At 57.8% G+C, this 22,655-nt stretch carries 17 protein-coding genes; 3 read left to right on the top strand and 14 right to left on the bottom strand.

Annotation, left to right across the window (positions count from 1 at the left end; all coding sequences use genetic code 11):
- Nucleotides 1-14: 14 nt before the first annotated feature.
- Entirely contained in the window at nt 15-2,927 is a 2,913-nt protein-coding gene (gene mobF / locus HG250_RS03850; RefSeq protein ID WP_170002866.1) for a MobF family relaxase, read from the top strand.
- Nucleotides 2,928-3,020: 93 nt separating this feature from the next.
- Here mobF and HG250_RS03845 read toward each other — a convergent pair whose 3' ends face one another.
- From HG250_RS03845 to HG250_RS03805, 10 genes are all read right to left on the bottom strand, one after another.
- On the bottom strand, nt 3,021-4,235 hold the full coding sequence (locus HG250_RS03845; protein ID WP_090483106.1) for a type II toxin-antitoxin system HipA family toxin: 1,215 nt from the start codon (nt 4,233-4,235) through the stop codon (nt 3,021-3,023).
- On the bottom strand, nt 4,232-4,855 hold the full coding sequence (locus HG250_RS03840) for a helix-turn-helix domain-containing protein (RefSeq protein ID WP_090483105.1): 624 nt from the start codon (nt 4,853-4,855) through the stop codon (nt 4,232-4,234). Before HG250_RS03840 ends, HG250_RS03845 begins: the two co-directional genes overlap by 4 nt.
- Before the next feature lie 329 nt (nt 4,856-5,184).
- Nucleotides 5,185-5,490 (bottom strand): ubiquitination-like system serine protease family protein, encoded by a 306-nt coding sequence (locus HG250_RS13110; protein ID WP_476705055.1) that lies wholly within the window; start codon nt 5,488-5,490, stop codon nt 5,185-5,187.
- A gap of 61 nt (nt 5,491-5,551) precedes the next feature.
- Entirely contained in the window at nt 5,552-6,943 is a 1,392-nt protein-coding gene (locus HG250_RS03835) for a ThiF family adenylyltransferase (RefSeq protein WP_170002864.1), read from the bottom strand.
- Nucleotides 6,943-7,797, bottom strand: coding sequence for a multiubiquitin domain-containing protein (locus HG250_RS03830; protein WP_170002855.1), 855 nt, complete (start codon nt 7,795-7,797; stop codon nt 6,943-6,945). Before HG250_RS03830 ends, HG250_RS03835 begins: the two co-directional genes overlap by 1 nt.
- Nucleotides 7,798-7,885: 88 nt before the next feature.
- Nucleotides 7,886-11,296 (bottom strand): ATP-dependent helicase, encoded by a 3,411-nt coding sequence (locus HG250_RS03825; RefSeq protein WP_205763509.1) that lies wholly within the window; start codon nt 11,294-11,296, stop codon nt 7,886-7,888.
- Nucleotides 11,283-11,849, bottom strand: a complete 567-nt coding sequence (locus HG250_RS03820) for a hypothetical protein (protein WP_170002853.1) — start codon at nt 11,847-11,849, stop codon at nt 11,283-11,285. Before HG250_RS03820 ends, HG250_RS03825 begins: the two co-directional genes overlap by 14 nt.
- Nucleotides 11,839-12,645 carry an RNA polymerase sigma factor gene (locus HG250_RS03815; protein ID WP_170002851.1) on the bottom strand — a complete coding sequence of 269 codons (807 nt, stop codon included), beginning with the start codon at nt 12,643-12,645 and terminating at the stop codon, nt 11,839-11,841. The genes HG250_RS03820 and HG250_RS03815 overlap by 11 nt, the downstream gene beginning before the upstream one ends.
- Nucleotides 12,646-12,737: 92 nt before the next feature.
- Complete coding sequence (locus HG250_RS03810) at nt 12,738-15,359, bottom strand: AAA family ATPase (RefSeq protein WP_205763525.1); 2,622 nt, start codon at nt 15,357-15,359, stop codon at nt 12,738-12,740.
- 2 nt (nt 15,360-15,361) lie between these two features.
- Nucleotides 15,362-16,474: a metallophosphoesterase family protein gene (locus tag HG250_RS03805; protein WP_170002831.1), complete on the bottom strand. Its 1,113-nt coding sequence runs from the start codon at nt 16,472-16,474 to the stop codon at nt 15,362-15,364.
- A gap of 205 nt (nt 16,475-16,679) precedes the next feature.
- Between HG250_RS03805 and HG250_RS03800 the strand changes: the two genes are divergently transcribed.
- The gene (locus HG250_RS03800; protein WP_170002829.1) at nt 16,680-17,411 is read left to right on the top strand and encodes a hypothetical protein; all 732 of its coding nucleotides are present in this window, start codon (nt 16,680-16,682) and stop codon (nt 17,409-17,411) included.
- A 405-nt stretch (nt 17,412-17,816) separates the two neighbouring features.
- On the opposite strand, the gene HG250_RS03795 is transcribed toward HG250_RS03800, so the two are convergent.
- The 3 genes from HG250_RS03795 to HG250_RS12915 all read right to left on the bottom strand — a co-directional run bounded on the left by HG250_RS03795 (nt 17,817) and on the right by HG250_RS12915 (nt 19,617).
- A complete protein-coding gene (locus tag HG250_RS03795; RefSeq protein ID WP_137675989.1) occupies nt 17,817-18,452 on the bottom strand; it encodes a S24 family peptidase in 636 nt (211 codons plus the stop codon).
- Between the two features lie 303 nt (nt 18,453-18,755).
- Nucleotides 18,756-19,028 carry a DUF6961 family protein gene (locus HG250_RS03790; protein WP_240956889.1) on the bottom strand — a complete coding sequence of 91 codons (273 nt, stop codon included), beginning with the start codon at nt 19,026-19,028 and terminating at the stop codon, nt 18,756-18,758.
- A 49-nt stretch (nt 19,029-19,077) separates the two neighbouring features.
- Nucleotides 19,078-19,617 carry a thermonuclease family protein gene (locus HG250_RS12915; protein WP_240956888.1) on the bottom strand — a complete coding sequence of 180 codons (540 nt, stop codon included), beginning with the start codon at nt 19,615-19,617 and terminating at the stop codon, nt 19,078-19,080.
- A gap of 123 nt (nt 19,618-19,740) precedes the next feature.
- Here HG250_RS12915 and HG250_RS03780 point away from each other — a divergent pair, with 123 nt between their 5' ends.
- Nucleotides 19,741-19,950 carry a hypothetical protein gene (locus tag HG250_RS03780; protein WP_137675987.1) on the top strand — a complete coding sequence of 70 codons (210 nt, stop codon included), beginning with the start codon at nt 19,741-19,743 and terminating at the stop codon, nt 19,948-19,950.
- A 1-nt stretch (nt 19,951) separates the two neighbouring features.
- Here HG250_RS03780 and HG250_RS03775 read toward each other — a convergent pair whose 3' ends face one another.
- A complete protein-coding gene (locus HG250_RS03775) occupies nt 19,952-22,654 on the bottom strand; it encodes a conjugal transfer protein TraG N-terminal domain-containing protein (RefSeq protein ID WP_137675986.1) in 2,703 nt (900 codons plus the stop codon).
- Nucleotide 22,655 lies beyond the last annotated feature (1 nt).

Genomic DNA, 22,655 nt, shown 5'->3' with positions numbered 1-22,655 from the left:
AGTGATCCCAGCCCATGCTTTCCGTCGCCAATGTCCGCTCGCCATCGGCGGCGGCAAGCTACTTCGCTTCGGACAATTACTACGCGAGCGCCGATGCCGACCGCTCGGGCCGGTGGGTCGGCGAGGGTGCAAGGCGCCTTGGTCTCGACGGCAAGGTCGAGACCGCAGTGTTCGACGCGCTGCTGCGCGGAGAGCTGCCCGACGGCAGCAGTGTCGGCAATCCCGGGCAGGCACACCGCCCAGGTACAGACCTCACCTTCTCCGTTCCCAAGAGCTGGTCGCTGCTGGCGCTCGTCGGGAAGGACGAGCGGATCATCCCTGCCTATCGCGAAGCCGTCCTCGAAGCGCTGCACTGGGCTGAGAAGAATGCGGCCGAGACCCGGATGGTGGAGAAAGGCAAGATCGTAACGCAGGCCACCGGAAACCTTGCGATCGGCCTGTTCCAGCACGACACCAACCGCAACCAGGAGCCGAACCTCCATTTCCATGCGGTGATCGCCAATGTCACGCAAGGCAAGGACGGGAAGTGGCGTACGCTCAAGAACGACCGGCTCTGGCAGCTCAACACCACGCTCAATTCTATCGCGATGGCGCGCTTTCGCGTCGCGGTCGAGAAGCTTGGCTATGAGCCGGGACCGACCCTCAAGCATGGCAATTTCGAGGCGCGCGGTATCACCCGCGAACAGGTCATGGCGTTCTCGAGCCGCCGCCAGGAAGTACTCGATGCACGGCGCGGTTCTGGTCTTGAAGCGGGCCGCATTGCCGCGCTCGATACGCGCGCGAGCAAGGACGGGATCGAGGACCGCGAGGCCCTCGGCATGCAATGGAGCGAAACCGCGAAATCGATCGGGTTGGACCTCGCGCCCTTGGTCGAGCGGGCGCAGACCCGCACACTGAAACAGTCGATCGAAACTGGCAGGTTCGGTTCGCTTGCCGAGCGCGGGCGCGCATGGCTGGGACGTTTCGCCGCGCATGTCAGGGGCGATCCGGCCGATCCGTTCGTGCCCAAATCGGTCCTCAGGCAGGGCCGTGAGACGATCGCAGCTGCGCAGGCCGTCGCTTCGGCGGTGCGTCATCTTTCGCAGCGCGAGGCTGCCTTCGAGCGCACCGCGCTCTACAAGGCTGCGCTCGATTTCGGGTTGCCAGCGACGATTGCCGATATTGAAAGACGGACCCGCGCCTTGGTGCGCTCCGGCGACCTGATAGCGGGCAAGGGAGACCACAGGGGCTGGCTCGCCTCGCGTGACGCGGTGCTGACCGAGCAAAGGATCATGTCCGAGGTTGCCGCCGGCAAGGGTGCGAGCTCATCTGCAGTTGAGCCGGGAAGCGCTACTGATCGTGTCCAGACCGCTGCAATGGCAGGGCAGGGGTTCTGCCTCAACGAGGGCCAGCTCGGAGCGGCGAAGCTGATCCTGACGTCAGAGGATCGAACGATCGCGGTCCAGGGAATTGCCGGTGCCGGCAAGAGCAGCGTTCTGAAGCCAGTCGCCGAGGTGCTGCGCGACGAGGGCCACCCGGTCATTGGCCTCGCGATCCAGAACACGCTCGTCCAGATGCTCGAACGCGACACCGGCATCGGCTCGCAGACGCTGGCACGCTTTCTTGGTGGCTGGAACAAGCTGCTCGACGATCCCGGCAACGCGGCGCTGCGTTTGGAGGCCAAGGCGGCGCTGAAGGACCATGTGCTCGTGCTCGACGAGGCTTCGATGGTCTCGAACGAGGACAAGGAAAAGCTCGTCCGCCTTGCCAATCTTGCTGGCGTTCACCGCCTGGTCCTGATGGGGGACCGCAAGCAGCTCGGCGCAGTCGATGCGGGCAAACCCTTCGCGCTGCTGCAGCGGACGGGCATGGCGAGCGCTGAAATGGCGACCAACCTGCGCGCCCGCGATCCAGTCATCCGCGAGGCGCAGGCGGCAGCACAGGCGGGTGATGTACGCACGGCGCTGCGTCACCTGCAGCCGCACACGGTCGAGGCCAAGGGCGATGGCGCGCTGGTCGCTGCTGATACCTGGTTGGCGCTCGACAAGGACGACCGCGCGCGGACATCGATCTACGCCTCGGGCCGCGCCATCCGCTCTGCGGTCAATGCTGCCGTCCAGCAGGGACTTCTCGCCAATGGCGAGATCGGACCGGGCAAGGCCGAGCTTGGAGTGCTCGATCGCGTCAACACGACCCGCGAAGAACTGCGACATCTGTCAGCCTACCAGCCTGGTCGGGTGCTCGAGGTCTCGAGAAAGCAACAGGCCCTGGGACTGTCAGCGGGCGAGTATCGTGTCCTGGGACAGGACCGGAAGGGCAGGCAGGTCGAAGTCGCGGACAAGCGCGGCAAGCGGTTCGCGTTCGATCCTGCGCGGATCAGGGCAGGGAAGGGCGACCAGAATCTCGTCTTGCATGAGCCGAGGAAGCTCGAAATCCATGAAGGCGACCGGATCCGCTGGACCCGCAACGATCACCGGCGCGGCCTGTTCAATGCCGACCAGACCAGGGTGGTTGCCATTGCCGGCGGAAAGGTCACTTTCGAAACTTCAAGGGGAGACCAGGTCGAGCTCAAAAAGGACGATCCGATGCTGAAGCGGATCGATCTTGCCTATGCGCTGAACGCCCATATGGCGCAGGGTCTGACATCCGATCGCGGCATTGCAGTCATGGACAGCCGCGAGCGCAACCTGTCGAACCAGAAGACCTTCCTGGTGACGATCACGAGGCTTCGCGATCACCTGACGCTGGTTGTCGATAGTTCGGACAGGCTCGGAGCAGCCGTCGCACGCAACAAGGGCGAGAAGGCCTCGGCCCTCGAGGTCACCGCACAGTTGACCCCGCCAGAAAAGAAAAACGGCGAACTTGATCAGCTGAAACCGGAAGAGGTCAACAAGGCCGAAAAGGAACTCGCCCGAAGCAAGAGCAAGACACTGGACTTCGGGATTTGAAGGGCCGCTATGTGCCAGATTTTCTGACGAATTGGGCCAGGCAGTTGGTCCAGGTGGTGCTTACACGCGAACGGCCGGATTTCGGAACCGCTCTCAGATCGCAAGAGTCTTGCGATGCCTCTCAATCGCGCTTCGCACGTCATCGGGGAAGGGCAGGTGTCCGCTTTCGTTGCTCCAGGCGTCGTCGAACTGTGCAACGACATCCTTCGCTGTCGCGGTGATCAGCTTGGCAGGCAGCCTTGCCTTGTCGGCGATCGCCTCGAGTTCATCATAGGTATAGGACGCCCACTCGCGCGAGCTATGAAACTTGAGTGCAGCATCGTCGCCTGGGATATAGGCGAGCGTCGAAAGCAGGTCATAGGCAGGTGCCAGCAGCGCGTTTCGCCTATCCGGATAGATCAACGACCAGTTCTTGAGGTGCATGTCGCCATTCCCGATCAGCACCGAGTAGGTGAGCCGGCGGACCAATTCGACCACGCTTTGCTCGTCGGTCTCGATCGCCAGCACGCTGAGGATCTGGCGGTAGCTCGCATTCTCGTATTTATCGTCTGCAAAGACACCGAACACCTGGGCGAAGTCTTCGGTGTGTACGGGTCCCTCTTCTCCCCGGTCGAAGCGCCGGATGGCAAAAGCGGACTCTCCGTAACGGGTGATACCTTCGGGTATGCCATCAATCTGATCGAGCGGAACAAGGTCGATTTCAGGAACGTCGATCCCGATCTTTGCCGCCAGTTTCATCGCTGCGAATTCTGCCTCGGGCACGTCCGGATGTCTGGCAGACGGGAGCTTGACGATCCAGTCGCCGCCGCTGCCCGTGACCGGGATCGTCAGCCCGCCATTCTTGCCCTGGGCTTTGATTGCCGAGAATTTGAGTTGCACGCCGGCAAGCGAGAAGCGCAGCGCGCGCTCTGCCTGCTTCCCCGCCGCTTCTTCATCTAGCTCGTCGGCCTCCGTTTCCTCGGCATCGACGGCGACGGCGCGCACTGCGCCGGGAAGATCGTGCCCGAGCTGTGCGAGAAGGTGGTACTCGCGCATGGCTTTCACGCCCGCGCGGCGGGCCAGGTAGTCGCGAAGCGTGCCTTCAGGAAGGAGGTTGGAGAAGAACGGCTCAATCTTCGTTCGATAGCTGCGTGTCTCGGCAATGATTTCGCCGTTCGCGTCCTTGTAGGCCAGCGACAGCGTTGGCCGATCCTGGTCGGCAAGGTAGACTTCGTCGAATGTGAAGATGCTCGCATCTCCATCGAGGCGCGCAATGGTTCCAACGCGCGTCTTACCCAGAAAGATATCGAGAGCAGCTGCGTCGATCATGTGGCGTCGTCCCCAAGGCGGTAAGCAGGCCGTCTTGAGGCACTGTCTTGACCGATTGCTTGAACCTGCGAGTTTCTGACGTGTTGGAGGGCACGCGTGGATGCTGCGATCTGTTGGGTGAGTTTCTTCCTTCCCTCTTGCTGCTCAAGCGCCCAGCCGAGATCCTGGAGATGCTTTTTCAGATGAGCGACGGGCTGCAAGGCCTGCTCGATGGCTTTGAGCGTTTCGGGAGTGAAATTAACGGCCTGGATATCCTTAAGTGCGCTTTGAAGCTCGGTCACTTCGGTGACGCTCGGATAGCTCTCCCGTACTCGCTCGGCGAACCGGTTGGTTTCGGCAATCGTTGCGAGCACTCGACTTGCCTCGCTTCTTTCGCGCTGTGAGCGAACTACGCCTTCGATCGCCGGTACGGTCCTTCGAGGCACTAGCTTCAGTTCGAGGTCGAGCGCGCGCGCTATTTCGACGAGGCTGGAAATCTGTAGGTCTACACTCCCGCCTTCGATTTTGGAGATATGGCTTTGAGGCAAGCCTACCCGTTCACCCAGCTGTTTCTGGGTAAAGCCTTTTGCTATCCGTGCCGCTTTGATGCTTGCGGCGATGTCCTCGATTGTCGTGCTCATAAATATGTTTCTACATATGCTGGCCTACGTCTATATGTTTTAGCATATACCATGATCGTTGAGAAAGGCAATAGAGATATGCAATGGCATATATACACTACCCATGATAGGCCATTGCATATCATGGGTAGTGTTTGCCGCGCATAAAGCGTGAGCCGTCGTCACTTCAAAGAACCTTTTCCCGCTCTTTCGATGACAGAGCTTTCGCCCAGAGATCTGCCATTCAGTCAGGAAGGCCAACGGCGGCAATGCGCCCCAAACTCGGACATCAGGCTGGTCACTGCCAAAGCCTGAAAGCGGACCCTCTGCTTGAACCTCCCAATGATAGGTCAACAATCAGTCGAAGCGTCAGGGCGCCCGTCCTTGCACCACCTTACCTGCCCTGAGTTGATCCAGAAGTGGCATCCGCATTTGTTTTTCTGATGAATTGACGGATGTATTGTAGGCCGCAACCAAAAGTCTTCTGAGACCTGCCAGCGTGGTCGCTGATTAGGATTCAGCGAGAGATTGATGACTTCCCCGCAGCCGCCGGGACACTTCATACATGCCCATTTCTTGATATCGCCACTCTCAACGATAGTGAGATTACCCGCTTCGATCAGTGTCGGGTCCGGCAAGGTTGAAGCGCGTATCATGAGAAAATCAAATCGTAGCAGGCGCAAACGTCGCAGTAAGCGTGAGATATTATTTTTCATGTCAGCTCACCACGTCCAGAAACGGTTGCATATCTGCCCGACCAAGTGTTGCTGGCTGGTTGCAACAGGGGCAATCGGGTTGCGACTCCACAAACGGTCTGCGGTCGTCTCTGGCGTGAAAGCGCCGCATGCGCGTTGGCACCATTCCGGCCTCCCCAGCAAGCCCGGTCACTCCAGCCAACCACTCATTGACTGCCATCGCCGCTGCTTCGGTCGTGAAGGTGACAACTGCCGGAGAAGGATCACCTTCACCCAGAACGTAGGCTTCTTCTTTCAACTGCTCATATGCATCGGGATCATCGCGCCTTATCGCTTCTTCACGTGCTCGCTGCGGATCGACGTAGTCGCCGCAAAGTAGGCATGGATGCCCAGGCACAAGTGTCGAAACGCGGGCGAAGAGATCATATGCTGTGTCGGTACGCCGCTGCATCGCCAGTCCGACATCGATAACGGGGATGCCGTAAAACCGCGCGAAGCGATTGAGAAACAACCGTCCGGCGTGGTCATCTGTGCAGCAAAAGATCACATCGCATGCCTTTAGCGTATCCCAGGTTCCTGGGTGTCCGGCCCAAGCATCCACGCTCACCAGCGTCATGCCGAGCCCGGATTCCTCGACGGTTCGCGTGTGAATAGCGGTCTTGGGCAATTTGGCATCGACATCCGAGCGCCGCGCGCCGTGAAGGCGATTGAGATTTGTTTCGTCAACGATGTCTTTGTCGAATTGGACGGCCTCTTGAACCCCAAGCCGCAACAGCAGGGACAAGACGGCACTTCCAGTTGCACCTCCACCAGCAATCCCGCATCGAAAACCAGCTACTTGACGTGAGGCTTCCCTCCCGAAGAGCCGGACTTGGCGATCCAGAAAATCCGCCGGCGTTCCCTTCAGTCCCGAGATATGCAGGCGCGGTCCGACATGCAGGAGCCGACCGATGTCTTCTGCTTCTTCTGTCTGCGTCCAAATACGTGCAACAATATCGCCATTGCCGGCAATAACGATGCTGATCAAACCCGGCATTCCTTTCAGTAGGGCGGTGCGTGCAAGCTCGGCTTCGTTGCGGTCGTCCTGCTCAGAGAACTTGGCCTGGCCCGTGGGGTGGGTATGGACCAAGGAAGGCACGAGTCCGTTCACCTTGGCGTCGTTTAGGAGGCGCATGAAGCCATCGGTCTGCCAAGTCACATGCCGTGCTGACGCTGATACAACGTCGTTACCGCTGATGGCTTGGAAACGATGCGAAATCAGACGGCGCCGCTGTTGAAGTGTCCACGGATCGACTTCGATATCCGCGATGCCAAACAGCATGTAGGCGGAGCGCTCCGACCCGGCCCCTATCTTCAGCAGGGACCGAATCTGCGCCTCGTGCGGGTCGAGAAGGATGAGATCGGGTGCCTCCATTACGCTCGGGCCTCAGCCAATGCTGTTTGGACGCGGGCGACCATGGTCTGAAGACCGTCGACCCCAGGGCGCCAGGCGTTGTTATGACGGGACCAGCGCTGCCACACACGACCAGCGAAGCGGTGTTCAACAGTGCAGGCTTTCGGCACTTGTCCGGTGCCTGCCAGAGTCAGCTTCGGTGCGACGTAAAACATGTCGGGCGGGCAGTCGGGATACCCCTTGGGAAGCAGGATCAGAACATCTGCAACCGCATGAGCGAATTTGCCATCCGGCAGCGGCACAGCATTTAGGATGATCCCCGTGCTGCCGCCTTCCGCCACCACTTCGAACTCATAGCCGTGACCGGAAAGGTAGGTCTGATCTTTCGACGGAAGCGCATCCCCCTCCGTCGTTTGATCGATCAGCGAAACGAACCGCTCAACTCCGGCGTCGGCCAGGTTGATCACATCGGTATCAGCGATCTTCTTGTCGTGCTGTCCCGGGATTTCCTGCCAGAGGTTGTAATTGGGCGGCAGCTTGGCCAGCGTGCGCAGCACGAAGCCACTGATGCAGGCCCGCGGCCATTCGAGATCGGCGTCGTCGATCTTGAACTTGAAACTGCGATCGGTGCGGGCAACGAGCACTTTTTCGGCGCCGCGCCCACGCAGATCATAGCTTTCATCGAGGCGAAGATCCTCGAAATCGCCATTCGGAAGGATCGCGATTGCGACATGTTCATCCACCGGATGGCTGCCGGTTGCTTCAATGATCTGACGACCGAGAACCTTCGGATCGTCGAAAATGTGCGGTTTGTAGTCGAGATTTTCGTCTGCAATCAGAACGCGGAAGCGATCATCTTTTTCATTCGGTTTCATAAGCTTAACACCTTGTATGTTTTCAAGCACCGGCCTCATGCCTGTGCTTTCACAAGGTAAATCGCTGGTCCCGCCGGAAACCGGTAAGTCAGTTCAGATTCTTTTTCGCAAGGTTGCCCGATGGTACGTCAGTGCAAACGAAAAAGTATGGGCACCGCGGACACGTTCTTGCTGGCTGCTTCGGGCTGGCCGGAAATGTCCCCGACATGATCGATGAAACAGCGCTCTCAATCCTCTTTCTGCGGTTATTGAGCTTGGTTGTTCCCATAGCCACCGGAGAGCGCGATTCATCGGTCAGGAACACGAACTCGATGTCGCCTATTGATTCAGCGGCGAGCTGATAGGCTGCAGCATCCAGGGTGTCGGTCGACGTAGAGGTCTTGCGGCCCGTTCTGATACGCCTGAAAACGAGCCGGCCATCAGAACACACGGTCCGCTCATCCGGTCGCACGACAATCTGTGCACCCGCCAGGTTCAGAGTAAGGTCGGTGGCAGGCTCCGGTGTCTCGTTGCGGCGCAAATCAAACAGGTACGAAAGCAACTGGCGCCCTATGCGCTTATAGTCGTCTTCATATCCATGATTGACTGGGCCTCTCATGGCCCAGTGCTTTTCTAGGAGGCTTTCGAGTTCGGCCTCGGTAGTTATCGAGGTGGCCGGGTTTACGAGTTCATTGATGGCAAATTGCACCGCCGAGTGCATTTGCATGAAGGCAGTTTCAGTTCGTTTGCCACCAAACTTCAGAACATGGGTATACAAGAAGCGCCTTGGGCATTTTTCGTAAAGTGCCAATTGAGATGGTGTGATCGCCAACGGCTTGTCGAAGGAGACACCAACTGCCTTCTCGCTGTTGTTGGAGGAGCCTGATGCTGTGATTGCCTCTGAAAACTCGAGTTTGTCCGCTATGCGATCGATGAATTGGGATCGTTTCTGTGATCTGCCATCAGATTGTTTTGACGGGGCGTACATCAACAGTTCGTTTTCAGCTCGGGACAGCGCTACGAAAAACAAGCACTCCTGTTCTTCGTCATGCCCCGCTTTAACGGCATCCTTTCCGGAATGGATTGCGCCCTCGATCATTCCATCCGGTGGAGCCGTAGTGCTCTGCCGCGCAAAAGAGGGCATCGACCGACCGGTCAAACTTGGTAGATGTAATGTCTTGAACTCCAAGCCCTTACTTCCGTGAATTGTCGTCAGTCGAACCGCATCCAAAGCTTGGGCCGCTGCTGGCAAGTCGCGCAAATCTCTTTCATCGGAAAGGATCACCAGTTTGCGAATGTGGTCGAGAAGAAGCGTGATCGGATATCCTTCTCCGTCTGCACGAGCCGAACGCAAGAAGTTCTGAAATTGCCACAAGGCTATCGCCGGTAATGATGTCTCACCAGCCGCCCGATCGGAAAAACGACGGATCAGATCGGAATTGTCCAAATAGATCGCTGTAAACGCGCGCCAAGGCGTGGATGTTTCCTGGAGCCCTTCCAATGCAGCGATGATCGAAGCCAGACTTTGTTGCCCATCTTGGCTCAGCTCTGCGAACTCAGTCAGACGTTCCTTCCAATCAAGTGGTTCCGGTTCGGAAATCGAGGCCAGATGATGCGCGCATTTTGATACATCATCTACAGACAGTTCAATGCCAGGCATGGTGGCCACGCAGCCAAGACCCATAGCGCGCGGGTCCGTCAGCAGCGACAAGAACGCCAACGCCTGCTTGACTTCGGGCCGGTCAAAAAGCGGTCCGAGGAATAGGACTGGGACGTCATGTGCTTCCAAGCCCCTGGCAACGGCGGCGAGGCGATCGTTGGCTTTGCACAAGACTGCTTGCTCTTTGAATGGAACTCCATTTTTGCGGGCGGTTGCTATCCGGGTGGCAATTTCAGCAACTTCATGATCTTTGCTTTCGACAGTGACGAAAGCCGGTCGTTCGCCTGCCGCTCCTCTTTTGGCGATGGCTTCGACATCGGATTCCGCAGCAAGCATGTCAGCGTCTGCAAATTCGACGAACGCATCGCAAATCTCCTGATAAGATCGATAATTCGTCTTGAGGCTTTTGATTGTCCCACCAGGGAAATCCTCGTCCTTAAATCGTTCAAGGTTGAACGAGGAAGCGCCGCGGAATCGATAAATCGATTGCTTCGCATCACCGACCACCCAAAGACCTTGCCCGTCAGGCTTCATCGCGCGCAGAAGCCGCACACTGGCTCTGTTCACGTCCTGATATTCATCGACGAGGATATGTTCGTATCTGTCCTGCAGTTTCGCGCAGACTTCGGCATCTCTTTCCAGAAGCGTAGTCGGCAGTGCTACTAGATCGCCGAAATCTACGAAGCCACCGCTTGTCTTGAGCGATTCATACGCTTGATAGACTTGAGCGATTTCCTGGCAGCGTTCAGCCGCTTCGATTTCTTCGTCTGAAGCGGCCTGCGCCTGCATGGCATCGGCGAGTTCTTTGTAGCGGGGGGCATCGACCACCTCATCTTTCGCGCGAGAAATCGCCGATAGGATGTCTTTGAGCTTTTCGGTGGGATCCCACAGATCCCTAAAATGAGACAAGGACAACCGAACGAACTCGTTTTCCAGCAGCGCTATGGCATCGGTTGTATCGAGCGGTGTCGGATCAGCGGGAAAATCCAAACGATCATGGAATCGGCGAACAAGGTCGAGCCCAAAGGAATGAAAAGTTCCGATCCAGATCGCGCCAGCTGCTTCGGGCCACAAAGAAAGTGCTCTTTCTGTGAGTTCTCCGGCAGCCTTGTTTGAGAATGTGAGAACCAAGATCGAGCCCGGATCGACCCCCTTGTCTCTAAGATGTTCGAGCCGCCCGACCAATGTTTGTGTTTTGCCTGTTCCGGGTCCAGCTCTCAGCAACAAGGCGCCTTCCGAGTGGATCGCAGCTTCTTTCTGTTCGGGGTTGAGTGGTTTTGGCTTGAATGACTTGGGCGAAGCCAGCTCAACTTCAGGAAGTAAGAGGGCATCGAACAGTTGGACTGCGACCATATCGTATGGTGCCCCAAGCCGATCCGTTATCTGTTTTGCCGAGAGACCTTCCTTGAGATACCATTTTCGCGCCAATGGCCTGGGAAAGAGCAGCTCGCGAGCAAACAGGTCCATCAGAACTTCCTGACGGGCCTTGTGACTGTAGTCCACCAAACGCTCTGCGCCCGTGGCTGATGGATCGGCCGAACGCGCCGGATCAATTTCAATCACTGGTTCTGTGTCATGGCCGCTGTCGAATTCATCGTGCCCGATTTCGTGAGCAATCAAAAAGGCATTCAGGAATCTGTTGCCAGTGTCTTCATGACGAATTGCCCCCGCATCAGCATCGAAAAGTGCGCGACCACCTTCCAGTTGAGCGTGGCCTTGGGGATAGGCGCGCACTTCAATATCGCGCCGCTTCGCTTCGCGAAGCGCCAACGCAAGAGAATCTTCCGGATCGCCGCCCTTTGCGATTAAATCCGCGTGGAGCCCGGCGGCCTTTTGCCTGGCAAGCTCAATCCGTTCCATCTGCTTCGGACAGTTTGTTCAGAGCTTCCAGTTCGCTTTCGTCCAAATTTAAGCCAGCGACAAAATCATCAAACTCGACTGGAGCGGAGCCACGCGGCTTTCCATCCGCTTTGTAGGCCATCTGCGGAGTGGGCGCTGTTGAATCCTGAAGATGATAGATCAGCTGATGAACACCAACCTTCGCGGTCCGCGCGAGATTTCCGAGTAGCGCACCGGGAATCGAACCGAGGCGGATCTTTCTATCGCGAAAACCTGCAACGAAATCTCTGGGAAGGCCCAAATCCTGGGCAAGTCCGCGTAGATTGGTTCCGGATAGAGCACTCATGACGGCAGCTGCGCTCTGCTGAGCGCCCACATCCGCCGGATTTGTTTCGAATGGCACGCCGTCAACCGCAGTTGATAGATCAACCAGACGCAACTCGTGATAAAGATCAGTTAGCTCCACTGCGAGCGAGGGGAATCGTTGGACGTAGCTCCGTAATGTCTCGGGGCCTAACGACGGCTCGGTTGCGAAGTCATCGAGTATGTCATCCTTATCTGTTTTAGCTGACATTCTTGACCTCCGTTCCCAACATTTTTTGCAGTTTCTCGACAGCTCGATCACGACGATTTCGGACCGTCTGTGGGCCACAACCGAGAAGTTTGGATATAGTTTGAACTTCTGGGTCTTTGCTCTCGCTCGGTATCTCCGCAAAGATCATATTGATCACCCGCCTTTCGTCTTCTGGAAGGGTGTCAATCGCTTGCTGCAGTTGAAACCGGTAAGTAATTTCATCTTCAATGCTGTTCGAAGCAGGGTTTAGGCGGGTGAGGGCCTCCTCCACCTCAACGGAAATCTCTCCATCCTCATCATATTCAAGCTGAGCCGTTGGCTTATCCCGCCGGTACATTTTTCGCATCGCGTCATGCTTGCGCCGAGCAATCATGTGGTCGAATGCAACTTCAAACCCGTCTAGTGTCTCGTCATAAATTTGCCGGTCGCGCATTACCCGTTCAGCAAAATCATCGAGAACAAATTCCTGAAGATCGAGCAAATGTGCGATAGCCCCGTCTTTCTCGCCAAGACGGATTTCGGACTGGGGGCACAATCTCTTTATCCGGGTTTGCAGAAGCTGATACAGCGCTCCAAATTGGGTGTCGCTGTTATGCGTTTTCGTTTGCCTCAGAAAATAAACCAGCACCTCGGAAGGAATGTATTCGGAATGCGTTCTGGCGCTGATCTCTGCGCGATCGCAAAGCTGTTCAAAGCTCAAATCGCGGCACGCTTGAATGAGCGCTTCTGTTTCAGCTCTCCGCTTATAGAGCGCCCCTGCCTCGCTCCTTTTTCTAAGTGGCGGTAGGTCGCTCATTGAAGTCATCTCTACTTTGATTTTCGATAGGGCCTGTCGTCACCCTCACAGAGCATCTCGGACAGCATCCGCCAAGATATGCCTCGCCATTTTCACCCGATTGCGATGTGAGTGCCACCTAGGTGACGAAAAGCTCGCTCTCGACAGGTAAGAAGGATTACTTGCATCCGCTCCGCAGCTTCAGCCAGAATATCACTCATCAGATCTAGTCTAGCGTCGTCGGAATAGGCCAGCGGGTCATCGAGGATCAAGGATACCGGTCGTCCCTTTTCTAGGAGCATATCGGCGAAGGCCAAGCGGGTTAAAACGGCCAATTGCTCCTGCGTTCCGCGCGATAGGTGTGTACACCCTTCCTCCGTTCCTGCCCGGGTGATCGATTGTAGCTGAAGATCTTCCGTAAATGACAGATCGCACCCTGGTAGAAGCCGCTCAATGTGGCGCTTTGCCCTGCGAGCGATGGGTCCAACATAGGTACGGGATGTCTCCAAACGTGCATCTTCGAGCGTGTCGCGCAACAGTTTCACTGTTGCAGCTTCTTCACTCACACGATCTAATGACCTCTGCGCAGCCTCTGCCTCTTCCTCTGCCTTTGCTGCAGCTTCGGCGAGGCCCTTTCCGCCCTCGGTTTCAATCGTGGCTTCAAGTCTCGCGATCTCCAGCTGAAGTTCGGTCGCTTGCGTTCGAGCGGACTCCGCGCGCTTGTCGATTTTCTCTATTTGTCGCTCTATGGCGTCGGGATCGAGAGAACCAGCGTTCTCCTGAGCCTTTTGCCATGCGACATCCGCACCGGCTGCTTCCTTGCGCGCGGCGAGCAGTTCCGCATCCAAGTTTGCGAAGCGTGGGTCTGCTTCGATTTTTGCAATCTGCTGCTCGGCGCTAGCGAGAGTGGAGCGTGCCGAGGTTTCTGCTGTGGCGAGTGGGCGGTCCTTCTCTTCAGCTTTTCGCAAAGCTTCAAGCGCAGCCTGGTAAGTGCCATCGGCGGTCGCAAGACCTTCCTCAGCATCTTCGAAACGCTTCTCCAGGGCAGCTAGGTCGGGAATTGTATCAGGTGCTACCGTGTCGCTGTCGGCGATTGACGCGACGAATTTCCTCAATGCATCAGCCCCAGTACCAAGTTCTATTGCCGGCACGGCGGGGGTGATTGCTTCGATACGCGCATCGAGCGCGGCGGTACTTGCTTTGGCATCGCGAGCGGCGTCAACACGATTGCGCGCTTCCGAAACGCTCGCAACACCGAGCTGAGACAGCTCCGATTTTAGCCTTGCGTTCAAATCGTCCAGCCGCGCTTGCGCACTCGCTGTCCCGCGCGGGGGTTTGACAATCAGTTCGGCTCCACCACCGATGCCAATTCTGCTCTCCTCGACGATCGTTCGCGCACCGTCGCCGAATTCATTGCCATCGACAGTAATGTGGGATGCTTCGCCGACCAATTCGATGGTGGTTGAGCCAGCAGATAGCTCGGCAGAGGCGGTTGCGACGTCCCGCTGGAGGGATTCCAGCGACTTCAACGTTTGCGGATCGACGCCAGACGCTTCGATCTTTTTTGCTTCCGCAAGCTCTGACTCCAGCTCGACGAGCCTTTCATGTCGACTTTTCGCGTCAGCGATTGCCGAATGTTGAGAAGCGGCGGTGGCGAGCAGTCGGGCATCTCCTAACGCGGATCGCGCGGCTGCGCGGGCATCGCGGGCTGATGACAGCGCATGCTTCGCGCTCTCCTCTTTCTTCTTCGCGTCCGCGACTTCCGCTTCGACGTTGGCCCTTTCTGCATTTGCATCGGCTAGTGCGCCAGCGGCTTCTGTTTTCGCTTTCACAGCATTTTTATGGCGTTCGGCGAACTCGCCAAGCGCGTCGGCATCTGCCTGTGCGGCCGAGCGTTCGGCTTTGCGCTGGCCGAGCATCAAGGCGGCCGCCTGAGCCGTTTCGAGAGACTTCATGAGATCAGCTCGCGCTTGCGCATCGCGCTCGTCCGCCAATTCACGTTTCAGAACCTTCATGCGCGCTTGTTTGTCGGCCAGCTCCGTGAATGAAAGTTCCAAGGCTGCGAGTTCGGATGCGGCCTGGTACGCTGCATCTCGCGTCTTTTGCGCAGCATCGCGGGCCGATTTTTGTCGGCCGCCGATCGCGCCGCCGGGGGTCCAGTAATCCGCGAATTGCTTGTCGACGGCGGCACGGACAGCATCGTGCGTCGCTCCACCCATGATCGAACCAACTTCCGCTTCCAGGGTCGAGCGTACGCTGTTCCGCACGATTTCACCCGGTGCTTTTATGGAAAGCGCATCGCCTTGCCCGACCCAGAGCAAACCCAAGGCACCATAGGAGTCCAGATCGGCATCACGGCTCGTGCTGCGCTCGAACCCAAGCAACGCCTGTAATTTTTCTTCCGCCGCGTCCCCTGAAGTGCGCCCTTTCGGCCCATGGACCTCAAGTGCAGGCGATTTGAGGAATTTCTTGGCGACGCGCCAACGCTCTCCGTCAATCTGAAACTCAATTTCGACCTCGGGCGCTACGTTCTCGCCGAAAGGCATGAAGGATTGCGCGAGCTGATTTTTCGTTCCGTGCCGGACAAAAAGGCCAGCGCGAAGGGCTTCGAGAAGCGTGGATTTGCCAGTTTCATTGGGTTCGATGACAACGTTGAGGCCGCTTCCGAGGCCTTCGATTACCATAGGATCGCGGAACTTCCGGAAGTTGGTCGCGACGATGCGTTCGAGTTGCATACTCACGAGCCGATTGCCTTGGCGTGTTCGACAAAAAGCCTTTCAAGCGCTCTTCGCGCGATCAGGCTTTCCGGCCCATCCTCCTGGATACGAGCATTTAGGGTCGAAGCTGCTGTTCCCAAGATCCCTTCGGCGGCGAATGCCGCCAGATCGTCGTCGCTGGGTTTCGCTACGAGGTCCGTTGCTGAGAAGGCGAAGTAGCGGAACCTGTGCGCAAGTTCGTCCTCGAGCGATCTCAGCATGGCGACGCGGTCGGTCAGTGTCGTTATGCCGCTCAGCGTCAATCGAACTAGCGTTTCAGCAGGATTGCACTCGTCGAGAAGTTGGGCACGTTGCGCTTCGAACCCTGCGGCATCGTCCACGCGCCAGTCGCGCTTCAGCCATTGGTACTTTCCTGTTCGGAGTTCGGTAACGACGGGTTCGGCACTTTGTTTAAGCTCGACCAGCAGCGCTTTGCCCGGTTCGTCGCGCTGAAAACGGTCGACCTCTGGTGTTCCTGAGTACCAGGTCCGCGCATTTACTTGCAGCGAACCATGCCAATCACCAAGCGCGAGATAGTCAAGGCCGGAGCGCGCAGCACGATCAGGGGCGATCTGGTTCTTGGTTTCGCCTTGGGCACCAAAATCTACGATCGAACCATGCGCTAGTCCTATGCGTAGTTTGGCGCCCGGAGTTTTCATCGTGTCGAATTTTTCGGTTGGGTCGTCATCCTGGTGACGATGAACCAGCGGTGCTGGTAACAGCCACATACCCCCTTCAAGTTCCGAAGGCTGAGCCTCCGATATCAAGTATACGTTGCCTGGTAGTCGCGCCTCGATCCGGTCCCATAAACCTCCAGCTCTGACGAAGTCATGATTTCCCGGTAGCAACCACCAGTGGCATGCATGCCGCTCCATTCGGGAGAGAGCCTGAACGATCGTCCGGGGGTCCGGGCCTTCGGTATCGAAGACGTCACCTGCGACTAGAACATGAGTTGCTGAATGCTCGTTTGCCAACTTACCGATGGTGTCGATGGCATCGAAGCGCGCGTCCGTGAGGGCGCTGCGCACTTCAGGCTCAGCCCAGGCATAGGGCTTTCCCAATTGCCAGTCGGCGGTGTGGATGAACCGAAACATCTTATCCCCTGTTTGATCAAAGCATTCGGTCTGCGCTCAAGCTTCGACAAATTTCGCATTTATTGTCTTCGCCACTCCGCGCGCGACAGCTTTCGTTTTCATCGACTTAATTGCGCTTTACCTATAGCTAAAGAGAGAAACGAAGAGTTGCCAGAAAAACCGAATATTGCGTCGGTAGCGAGACGAAATTGAATGGAGTGCTCAAATGGATATTGAAGGCGCGCTAGCTGATGTCGATGAAGCCGAACTTCGGGCCGAAACGGCAGCGTTTCTGCAAAACTTTATGACGCCAGCGTTTGGATCCTTACCCAAAAGGGAGATCGAACTCGGGGTGTTTGATCTTTTGCGCAATCTCGGCATCCTTCAGACCGAGGCTACGATTTACAGTCTGATGACGGATTTGAAGGTCACGAGGACCAAGGCTTCACAACTGATTTTTGACCTGGAAATCCGCCGACATGGGAGCGACCGCGCGCGATTGGATGACCTCGTTAAACAGGCACTTATTGAGACAAAGTTTGCAAGGGACGGCGACTATTTCGTGATGGAGATCGAGAATCCGCTAACCATTGCGCACATGCGACAACGGATCCGCGAGGTTGGACATTTTTCCGATACCTCCTTCAACTCTTCGCTGGTCAGGGCGCCGCTCAGCGCTGTGACGGACCTCATGCTGAGTATCATCCCGGACGATCAGCATCAGGCGATCAAGGCCGCGCTGGTCGATGCCGGGGCACCCGACAACAGTGTCAAAGCAGTTGTTAAAGGCGCGCTGAAAACACTCGGAAGTAAGGTCATTGGCGAGGCAGCCGACCAGGTCGCTGAAGGCATTGTCGACAGATCGGCGGATTTCCTTGGTCCGCTTGTGAACGCGGGAATTGAGCAGATACGCGACCGTTGGAGCGCCTTGTATCCCGCGGACGGTAACGAGAACTGACCCTTTCGAATTCGGCACGCTGCTACATGGACCACCAAGGCACTGACCGATATGGTCGGATGCTTGGAATTGTCACCAACTCCCGCTGATCAATTGGTGACCAGATGGTGCGTGCCAACGTTGCTCGGACATTGTCGGGCCGCCGAGAGCCATAGCGCTAGCTGTTCCGAGAACTGTTTAAGGTTGAAAGGCTCTGATCCGCCGTGGTTTCAAAGTCGAATTCGTACACAAAGAGACCCCACACCATTTGTTTCTTGCAACGCGTTTGTGAAGTTCAGTCTACGGCTTAGGACAATTTAGCATTCGCCTTGCACTCTGGCCGTTTCTCGCACCGTGATCTGAATGTCCGCTTTGCTGTCTACCCGACCAGAACCGGACCGTCCGCCTTCGGCCCAAGTCCTGCCGTTACAAGGCTCGGCCAAACCAGATGACCCGACCGACGACGTGCACCTCAGATCGGTCCATGTCGTGCCAAGTTGGATAAGCTGGGTTGTCGCTGGCGATTGTGATTTGTCGGCCACCAGGCTTGATAGCAATACGCTTAACGACCAGAGCATCATCAGCGCGCAAAACGTAGATTCCATCGCGCAATCGTGAGCCATGGTCTGACGCGTCGACCAGGACCTCGTCACCATCGCTGAGCGTGGGCTCCATCGAGTCACCCTTTACGCCGACGATCGACAGGCTGGCGCTCTTGGCCGACGTCAGGTGCCGCAGCCACCGCTCATCGAACCCGAACCGGGTGTGTGCAGTCTCACTGGCAGCTACCGCGCCGAATCCAGCAGATGCTTCCACATCGAGAACGGGGATCTCGACCATACCATCATTGACTGGATTGGCGGGACCGCCGAGCACTTGCTCATCGACGCCGAAGAAGCAGGCAAGTGTCTTTCGGTCTTCGTCATCGAGCTTTCGCGGTGAACCGCGCTTGATGAATTGCTGCACATAGGCAGGGTTGCGGCCAAGCAGCCGCGATATCGAGGCGTAGCCATATCCGCCCTTGAGGATCAGCCGGTCGAGCTCTTCCCTGACATGTTCCATCTGTCTGTCCTTCGAATCTCAATTGTAGGAATTTTCCTAGACTCGCGGATGTGATCCTACTAAGAACATAACAAGAACACAAGGGATTTGCGAGTCGGAGCGAAAGGGTTATGACCTTGCTGGAACGGATCGAAAAGCATCTGAAAGATCACCATATTTCGGCAACGCGCTTCGGCCGGCGCGCAGTTGGCGATCCTCGATTCGTACTCGATCTCAGGCAAGGGCGAAGGCCGCGTCGACGAACGCTTGAACGGCTGGAAGCCTATCTGCAGTCAGTCGACGCTAGAGATCCTCAAGGTTCTATCAGGAATAGGTCCTGCGCTCGACAAGTTGCTCATAGCGACGGGCAACATTCTGCCAAAGTCTTGCCCCGTCCTGCTCGCCGGCCTGGTATAGCTGATCGATCTTCGACGCAATGAATTCACCTCCGGCGTCGCCATGGTGCTTATCCACCCACAGCGCCATGCCCCAAAGCTCCTGATCACGGGTGAGCATCAGAAGAGTGACCCGATGCCTGCGATGAGCATAAGGACAATCGGAATACCCAGCAGCCATGCTTCGAGCTTCAATTTCCATTCCCGCTCGTTGCCCGGCAAGGGATCGTCACTGTCCGGCCAGATGCGCATCAGCACCATGGCTCCCTGCGTCCGGACCAGGTTCGTGCTAGTCCTTCCGCGACCAATTGGTCGCCGATCGAGCGGCCATCGCGCATCAGGACACGGAGCTTACGACCGTACTGGTCTTCGTCTCGATTACCGATTGGAACGGCGGAGAACTCTCCCTGATTGAGCAGAACCACCAACCTGTCGCGTGCCCTTATGCCGAGATCGTATTCGATATCGCATCTTGGCTGCGAAATTTCAGGCGTGTCGATATCCGCGATCCTGATCTTCACGCCTTCGAGCCAGATCGTGTCGCCATCGATGACACAAGTGCGTCTGACCATGCCGCAAACGGCAACGCTGTGCTTGGTTCGTGCCTCAGCGATCGCCGAACCAAAAGGCCAGTAGATGCCAAGAATGCCGCCCAGAATGCCAACGAGTAAGCCTCCGGCAACAAGCAGCGCAAGGCCGCGCCGTTTGCCTTGCTTCTGTCGGAGAACTCCTGCGTGAAAATCGAAGACATTATTCTGAGGTGATCTTCCTGCCATGCCAACTCCTTTCATTTTCGGGCCTGCAAGCCAAGATACCGTGCTCGCTTTTCCGATGATTTTCGGCTATTTTCTCAGCAACAAGATGGGGCTGAGAAGAGGAGAGGGCGGCTCCCTTCTTGTGAAGGAGAATGAGCGATGAACGATCCAGACGACACACCCCCGGGCGGCAAGGAGGGCTGGGAGGGCTTCCGCGAAGTAGATCGGGCCATCGCCGAGAACCGTCTCACTTCCTACACCTGGAAAAAGACCTGGGCTGACCCGTGGGGCAAGCTTGGATTGATCCTGTTCGGGGTCCTGTTCCTCGCCTTTTTGATCTATGTGATCATCTACGACGGGCTGATCTGAGCTACCATTCCTTCACATCGTCGGCCGCCTCAGCCGAGGCTCCCTTGGCATCGCGAGTCTTGCCATCGAGGTATCCTTTGACGGTCCCGATCCGCCGGTCCCCTTGTTGTTGGACCCGACCTACATTCCGGGCGATGTCTTCACGCTCGCTTGAGGGGGCGCCAAGGCTCCCTGGTACCCCGCCAAGCCGTACCGATCCCCGCACGCCATCTGCGCTGCTCACAGCGGGTCGAGCGACGGACGCAAAGGGCGGCAGAGCCAGGTCATCCGCGATCTCGGCATTGAGCTGGTTCGCATAGCTTTCGACGAACCGCGCCTGGAGTTTCTGGCCCCGCGCACTCATCTGGAAATCGATGTCGTCGAAGCGCACCGGCCCATAGTAGTCGCGGTTACCATCGATCTCCGCCATGCCCCATTCGCGATAGGCCTGGCTGAGGTTGAGCGTGCCTGCGGCATTGGCACTTTCGTACCAGCTTGCTTGGTTCTCGAGGCGGCTGGCGATCTCCTCGGCTCGGCGCGCTTCGCGGGTGTAGCTCTGCGCTTCGGTGATCGACGTGGTGATCCCGGCCGAGCTGCTTGACACCAGCGCCTCCGAACTCGAACTCGTTTCACGCAGGAAGCCTTCGCGCGTGCTCGACCAGCTGCGACTGTCCGAGATCTGGCTCAGCGCGCCCATGATGCGCGAGCGATCCTCGGAGGCGATCCCGATATCACTGTCAGTCCAGGTCTGGTTCCGACCACCCTTTAACCCGAGGGTGCCCTTGATCGAGCCTCGTTCTCCTTTGACCCCGAGACCGGCATCCCCGTTCAGGAACCAGGACACAGTAATGTCGTCGGCCGCGCGGCGCGACAGCCCGAACTGCTGCTGGAGTGTTTTCGAGGCGTTGTCGACTTCGCTGAAGGCGCTGCCGATGCTGTCGCTCGTTGACGTGCCACTGACGCTCTCGTTCGAGCGCGAGCGGGTGTAGGCATCGCGCAACTCGCTGAAGCGGGTGACAGCCGAGCTCGTCGATTGCTGGGCAAGGTTCGAGAATGTCTCGCTCTGGCCGCGGCTCTGGCTCGCCATGGTCGCAAGCCGGCTCGAGAAGTCCTGCCCTAGCGTTGGTGTGAACGGATAGCTCGAGGTCGGCACAGTCGCGAACTCGGCCTGCGGGAAGCCGGTGGTTTGGGTGCCGTTTTCGCCCGTCGTTCGCGTCTGCGCGGCGCCGTAGCCAATGTTGGGAGCAAGGCTGGCTTGCGCAAACTGGCGCGAAAACACGTTCGAGTTCTCAAGGCTGGAATTGCCGAGCGAAATATTGCCGGTGCTCGCTTCGCGCGCCGCCTCTTCTGCCGCGTTCTGGCTCGGATTGAGGTAGCTGGTTGCCTGGCCCGATATTGCGAGCGCGCCCCTGGCGACGCCGCCTGCAAGGAACGGTATCGATGCGACGAGGTAGCCGGCCAGGATCCCGATATCGTTGTTGACGTCGGTCATGCCGGAGAAGGTCGCGAGGCTGAGACCGGTCGCGCCGCCCGCTGCCGCCACATCGCTCGCGCCCTTGAGCATCAGGATCATGTGCAGGATGACGAACAGCGGCCCCCAAGCTGCCAGATAGAAGAAGCCCGTGACGTATCCTCTGAGAGCGATCGGTCCGGTCTTGGGCATCAGGAACAGTGGGAAGAGCACCGGAAAAAGCGCGTAGAATACGACCGTCAGGACGACATTGAGGATCGGGACCCATTTCATCGCGTTGTGCGCGATCGAGGAATAGGTCCGTTCGGTTTGGATGTCGGCGCGGGTCTGCGCGAACACATCGACGCTCGATGCACCGCTAGCTCCGGCGAAGCCATGCATCGCCTGGTTCATGGCGTTGATGGTCAGAACCTGGCGGAAGATGCTGCTTGCATCCTTCGAGACGCCGGTGAGGTATTGATAGGCAATCGGCAGGTCTGCGATGAGCTTGGCCTTCGCGAGCGCCTCGGTCTGCCGGGGGTAGAGCTGGCGCCCGGCGACCCGTGTCATCTCATCAATAAGCCCGGCCCACTGGTTGGAGAGCGCAGTGTATGCTTCGCGGCAGGTGATGATCGTGGCCGTGACGCTATCGTCCGCCTGCCGGGTGAGGAAGCGCTGTGCCCGCGCGGCACTGCCAGGCGCAATGGTCGCCCAGATATCGTTGCTTTCGGACAGTTCCTTCATCGAGTAGCGGCCGAGGAGCAGGTCGTAGAACACGCATTGCCGCACATGCTCGTCGAAATTGGCGGCAAACTCGGGATCGGCAATGCGCAGGGACCGTGTCGCTTCGAGCAGGCGCGCGCCATAAATCATGCCGTTCTTCGAGTAGTTGAGATCGTCGGGGAGGCCGAAGACGAGCTCGGCGGAGCGGGTAAGGTAGTCGCCTGCCTGACTGGTGAAGCTTGCCATGAGCGCGAGCCCGAGCGGGACATTGGCGACTGTCGCCGGAGCGAGGCTCGGATTGACACGGTCGGTGACCTGCACATCCATGCGCGGCACCATCAGGCACATGTAGATGAGTGTCGCGCCGAGGAACCAGTTGAGCCAGGCGCGCCAGTCCTGGTTGAACGCGACGACAATGACCGCAAGCGCCATGCCCATGACCAGCGCCACCTGGATCAGGCTCTTGTAGCCACCGGCCCCGGTCCACGCGGCGACGGCGTTCAAGACATTGACGATGTATTCGCCGCCGCCGGTTGTGAAGATCTCGACCATG

The organism is Pseudopontixanthobacter vadosimaris, from assembly GCF_012979275.1.
Lineage (GTDB): Bacteria > Pseudomonadota > Alphaproteobacteria > Sphingomonadales > Sphingomonadaceae > Pseudopontixanthobacter > Pseudopontixanthobacter vadosimaris.
This window is presented reverse-complemented; position numbering and strand designations above follow the sequence as displayed.

Excerpts from the sequence above, each read along its gene's own strand:
- mobF (WP_170002866.1), top strand. The coding sequence starts at position 15 with ATGCTTTCCGTCGCCAATGTCCGCTCGCCATCGGCGGCGGCAAGCTAC.
- HG250_RS03845 (WP_090483106.1), bottom strand. The coding sequence starts at position 4,235 with ATGATCGACGCAGCTGCTCTCGATATCTTTCTGGGTAAGACGCGCGTT.
- HG250_RS03840 (WP_090483105.1), bottom strand. The coding sequence starts at position 4,855 with ATGAGCACGACAATCGAGGACATCGCCGCAAGCATCAAAGCGGCACGG.
- HG250_RS13110 (WP_476705055.1), bottom strand. The coding sequence starts at position 5,490 with ATGATACGCGCTTCAACCTTGCCGGACCCGACACTGATCGAAGCGGGT.
- HG250_RS03835 (WP_170002864.1), bottom strand. The coding sequence starts at position 6,943 with ATGGAGGCACCCGATCTCATCCTTCTCGACCCGCACGAGGCGCAGATT.
- HG250_RS03830 (WP_170002855.1), bottom strand. The coding sequence starts at position 7,797 with ATGAAACCGAATGAAAAAGATGATCGCTTCCGCGTTCTGATTGCAGAC.
- HG250_RS03825 (WP_205763509.1), bottom strand. The coding sequence starts at position 11,296 with ATGGAACGGATTGAGCTTGCCAGGCAAAAGGCCGCCGGGCTCCACGCG.
- HG250_RS03820 (WP_170002853.1), bottom strand. The coding sequence starts at position 11,849 with ATGTCAGCTAAAACAGATAAGGATGACATACTCGATGACTTCGCAACC.
- HG250_RS03815 (WP_170002851.1), bottom strand. The coding sequence starts at position 12,645 with ATGAGCGACCTACCGCCACTTAGAAAAAGGAGCGAGGCAGGGGCGCTC.
- HG250_RS03810 (WP_205763525.1), bottom strand. The coding sequence starts at position 15,359 with ATGCAACTCGAACGCATCGTCGCGACCAACTTCCGGAAGTTCCGCGAT.
- HG250_RS03805 (WP_170002831.1), bottom strand. The coding sequence starts at position 16,474 with ATGTTTCGGTTCATCCACACCGCCGACTGGCAATTGGGAAAGCCCTAT.
- HG250_RS03800 (WP_170002829.1), top strand. The coding sequence starts at position 16,680 with ATGGATATTGAAGGCGCGCTAGCTGATGTCGATGAAGCCGAACTTCGG.
- HG250_RS03795 (WP_137675989.1), bottom strand. The coding sequence starts at position 18,452 with ATGGAACATGTCAGGGAAGAGCTCGACCGGCTGATCCTCAAGGGCGGA.
- HG250_RS03790 (WP_240956889.1), bottom strand. The coding sequence starts at position 19,028 with ATGGAAATTGAAGCTCGAAGCATGGCTGCTGGGTATTCCGATTGTCCT.
- HG250_RS12915 (WP_240956888.1), bottom strand. The coding sequence starts at position 19,617 with ATGAAAGGAGTTGGCATGGCAGGAAGATCACCTCAGAATAATGTCTTC.
- HG250_RS03780 (WP_137675987.1), top strand. The coding sequence starts at position 19,741 with ATGAACGATCCAGACGACACACCCCCGGGCGGCAAGGAGGGCTGGGAG.
- HG250_RS03775 (WP_137675986.1), bottom strand. The coding sequence starts at position 22,654 with ATGGTCGAGATCTTCACAACCGGCGGCGGCGAATACATCGTCAATGTC.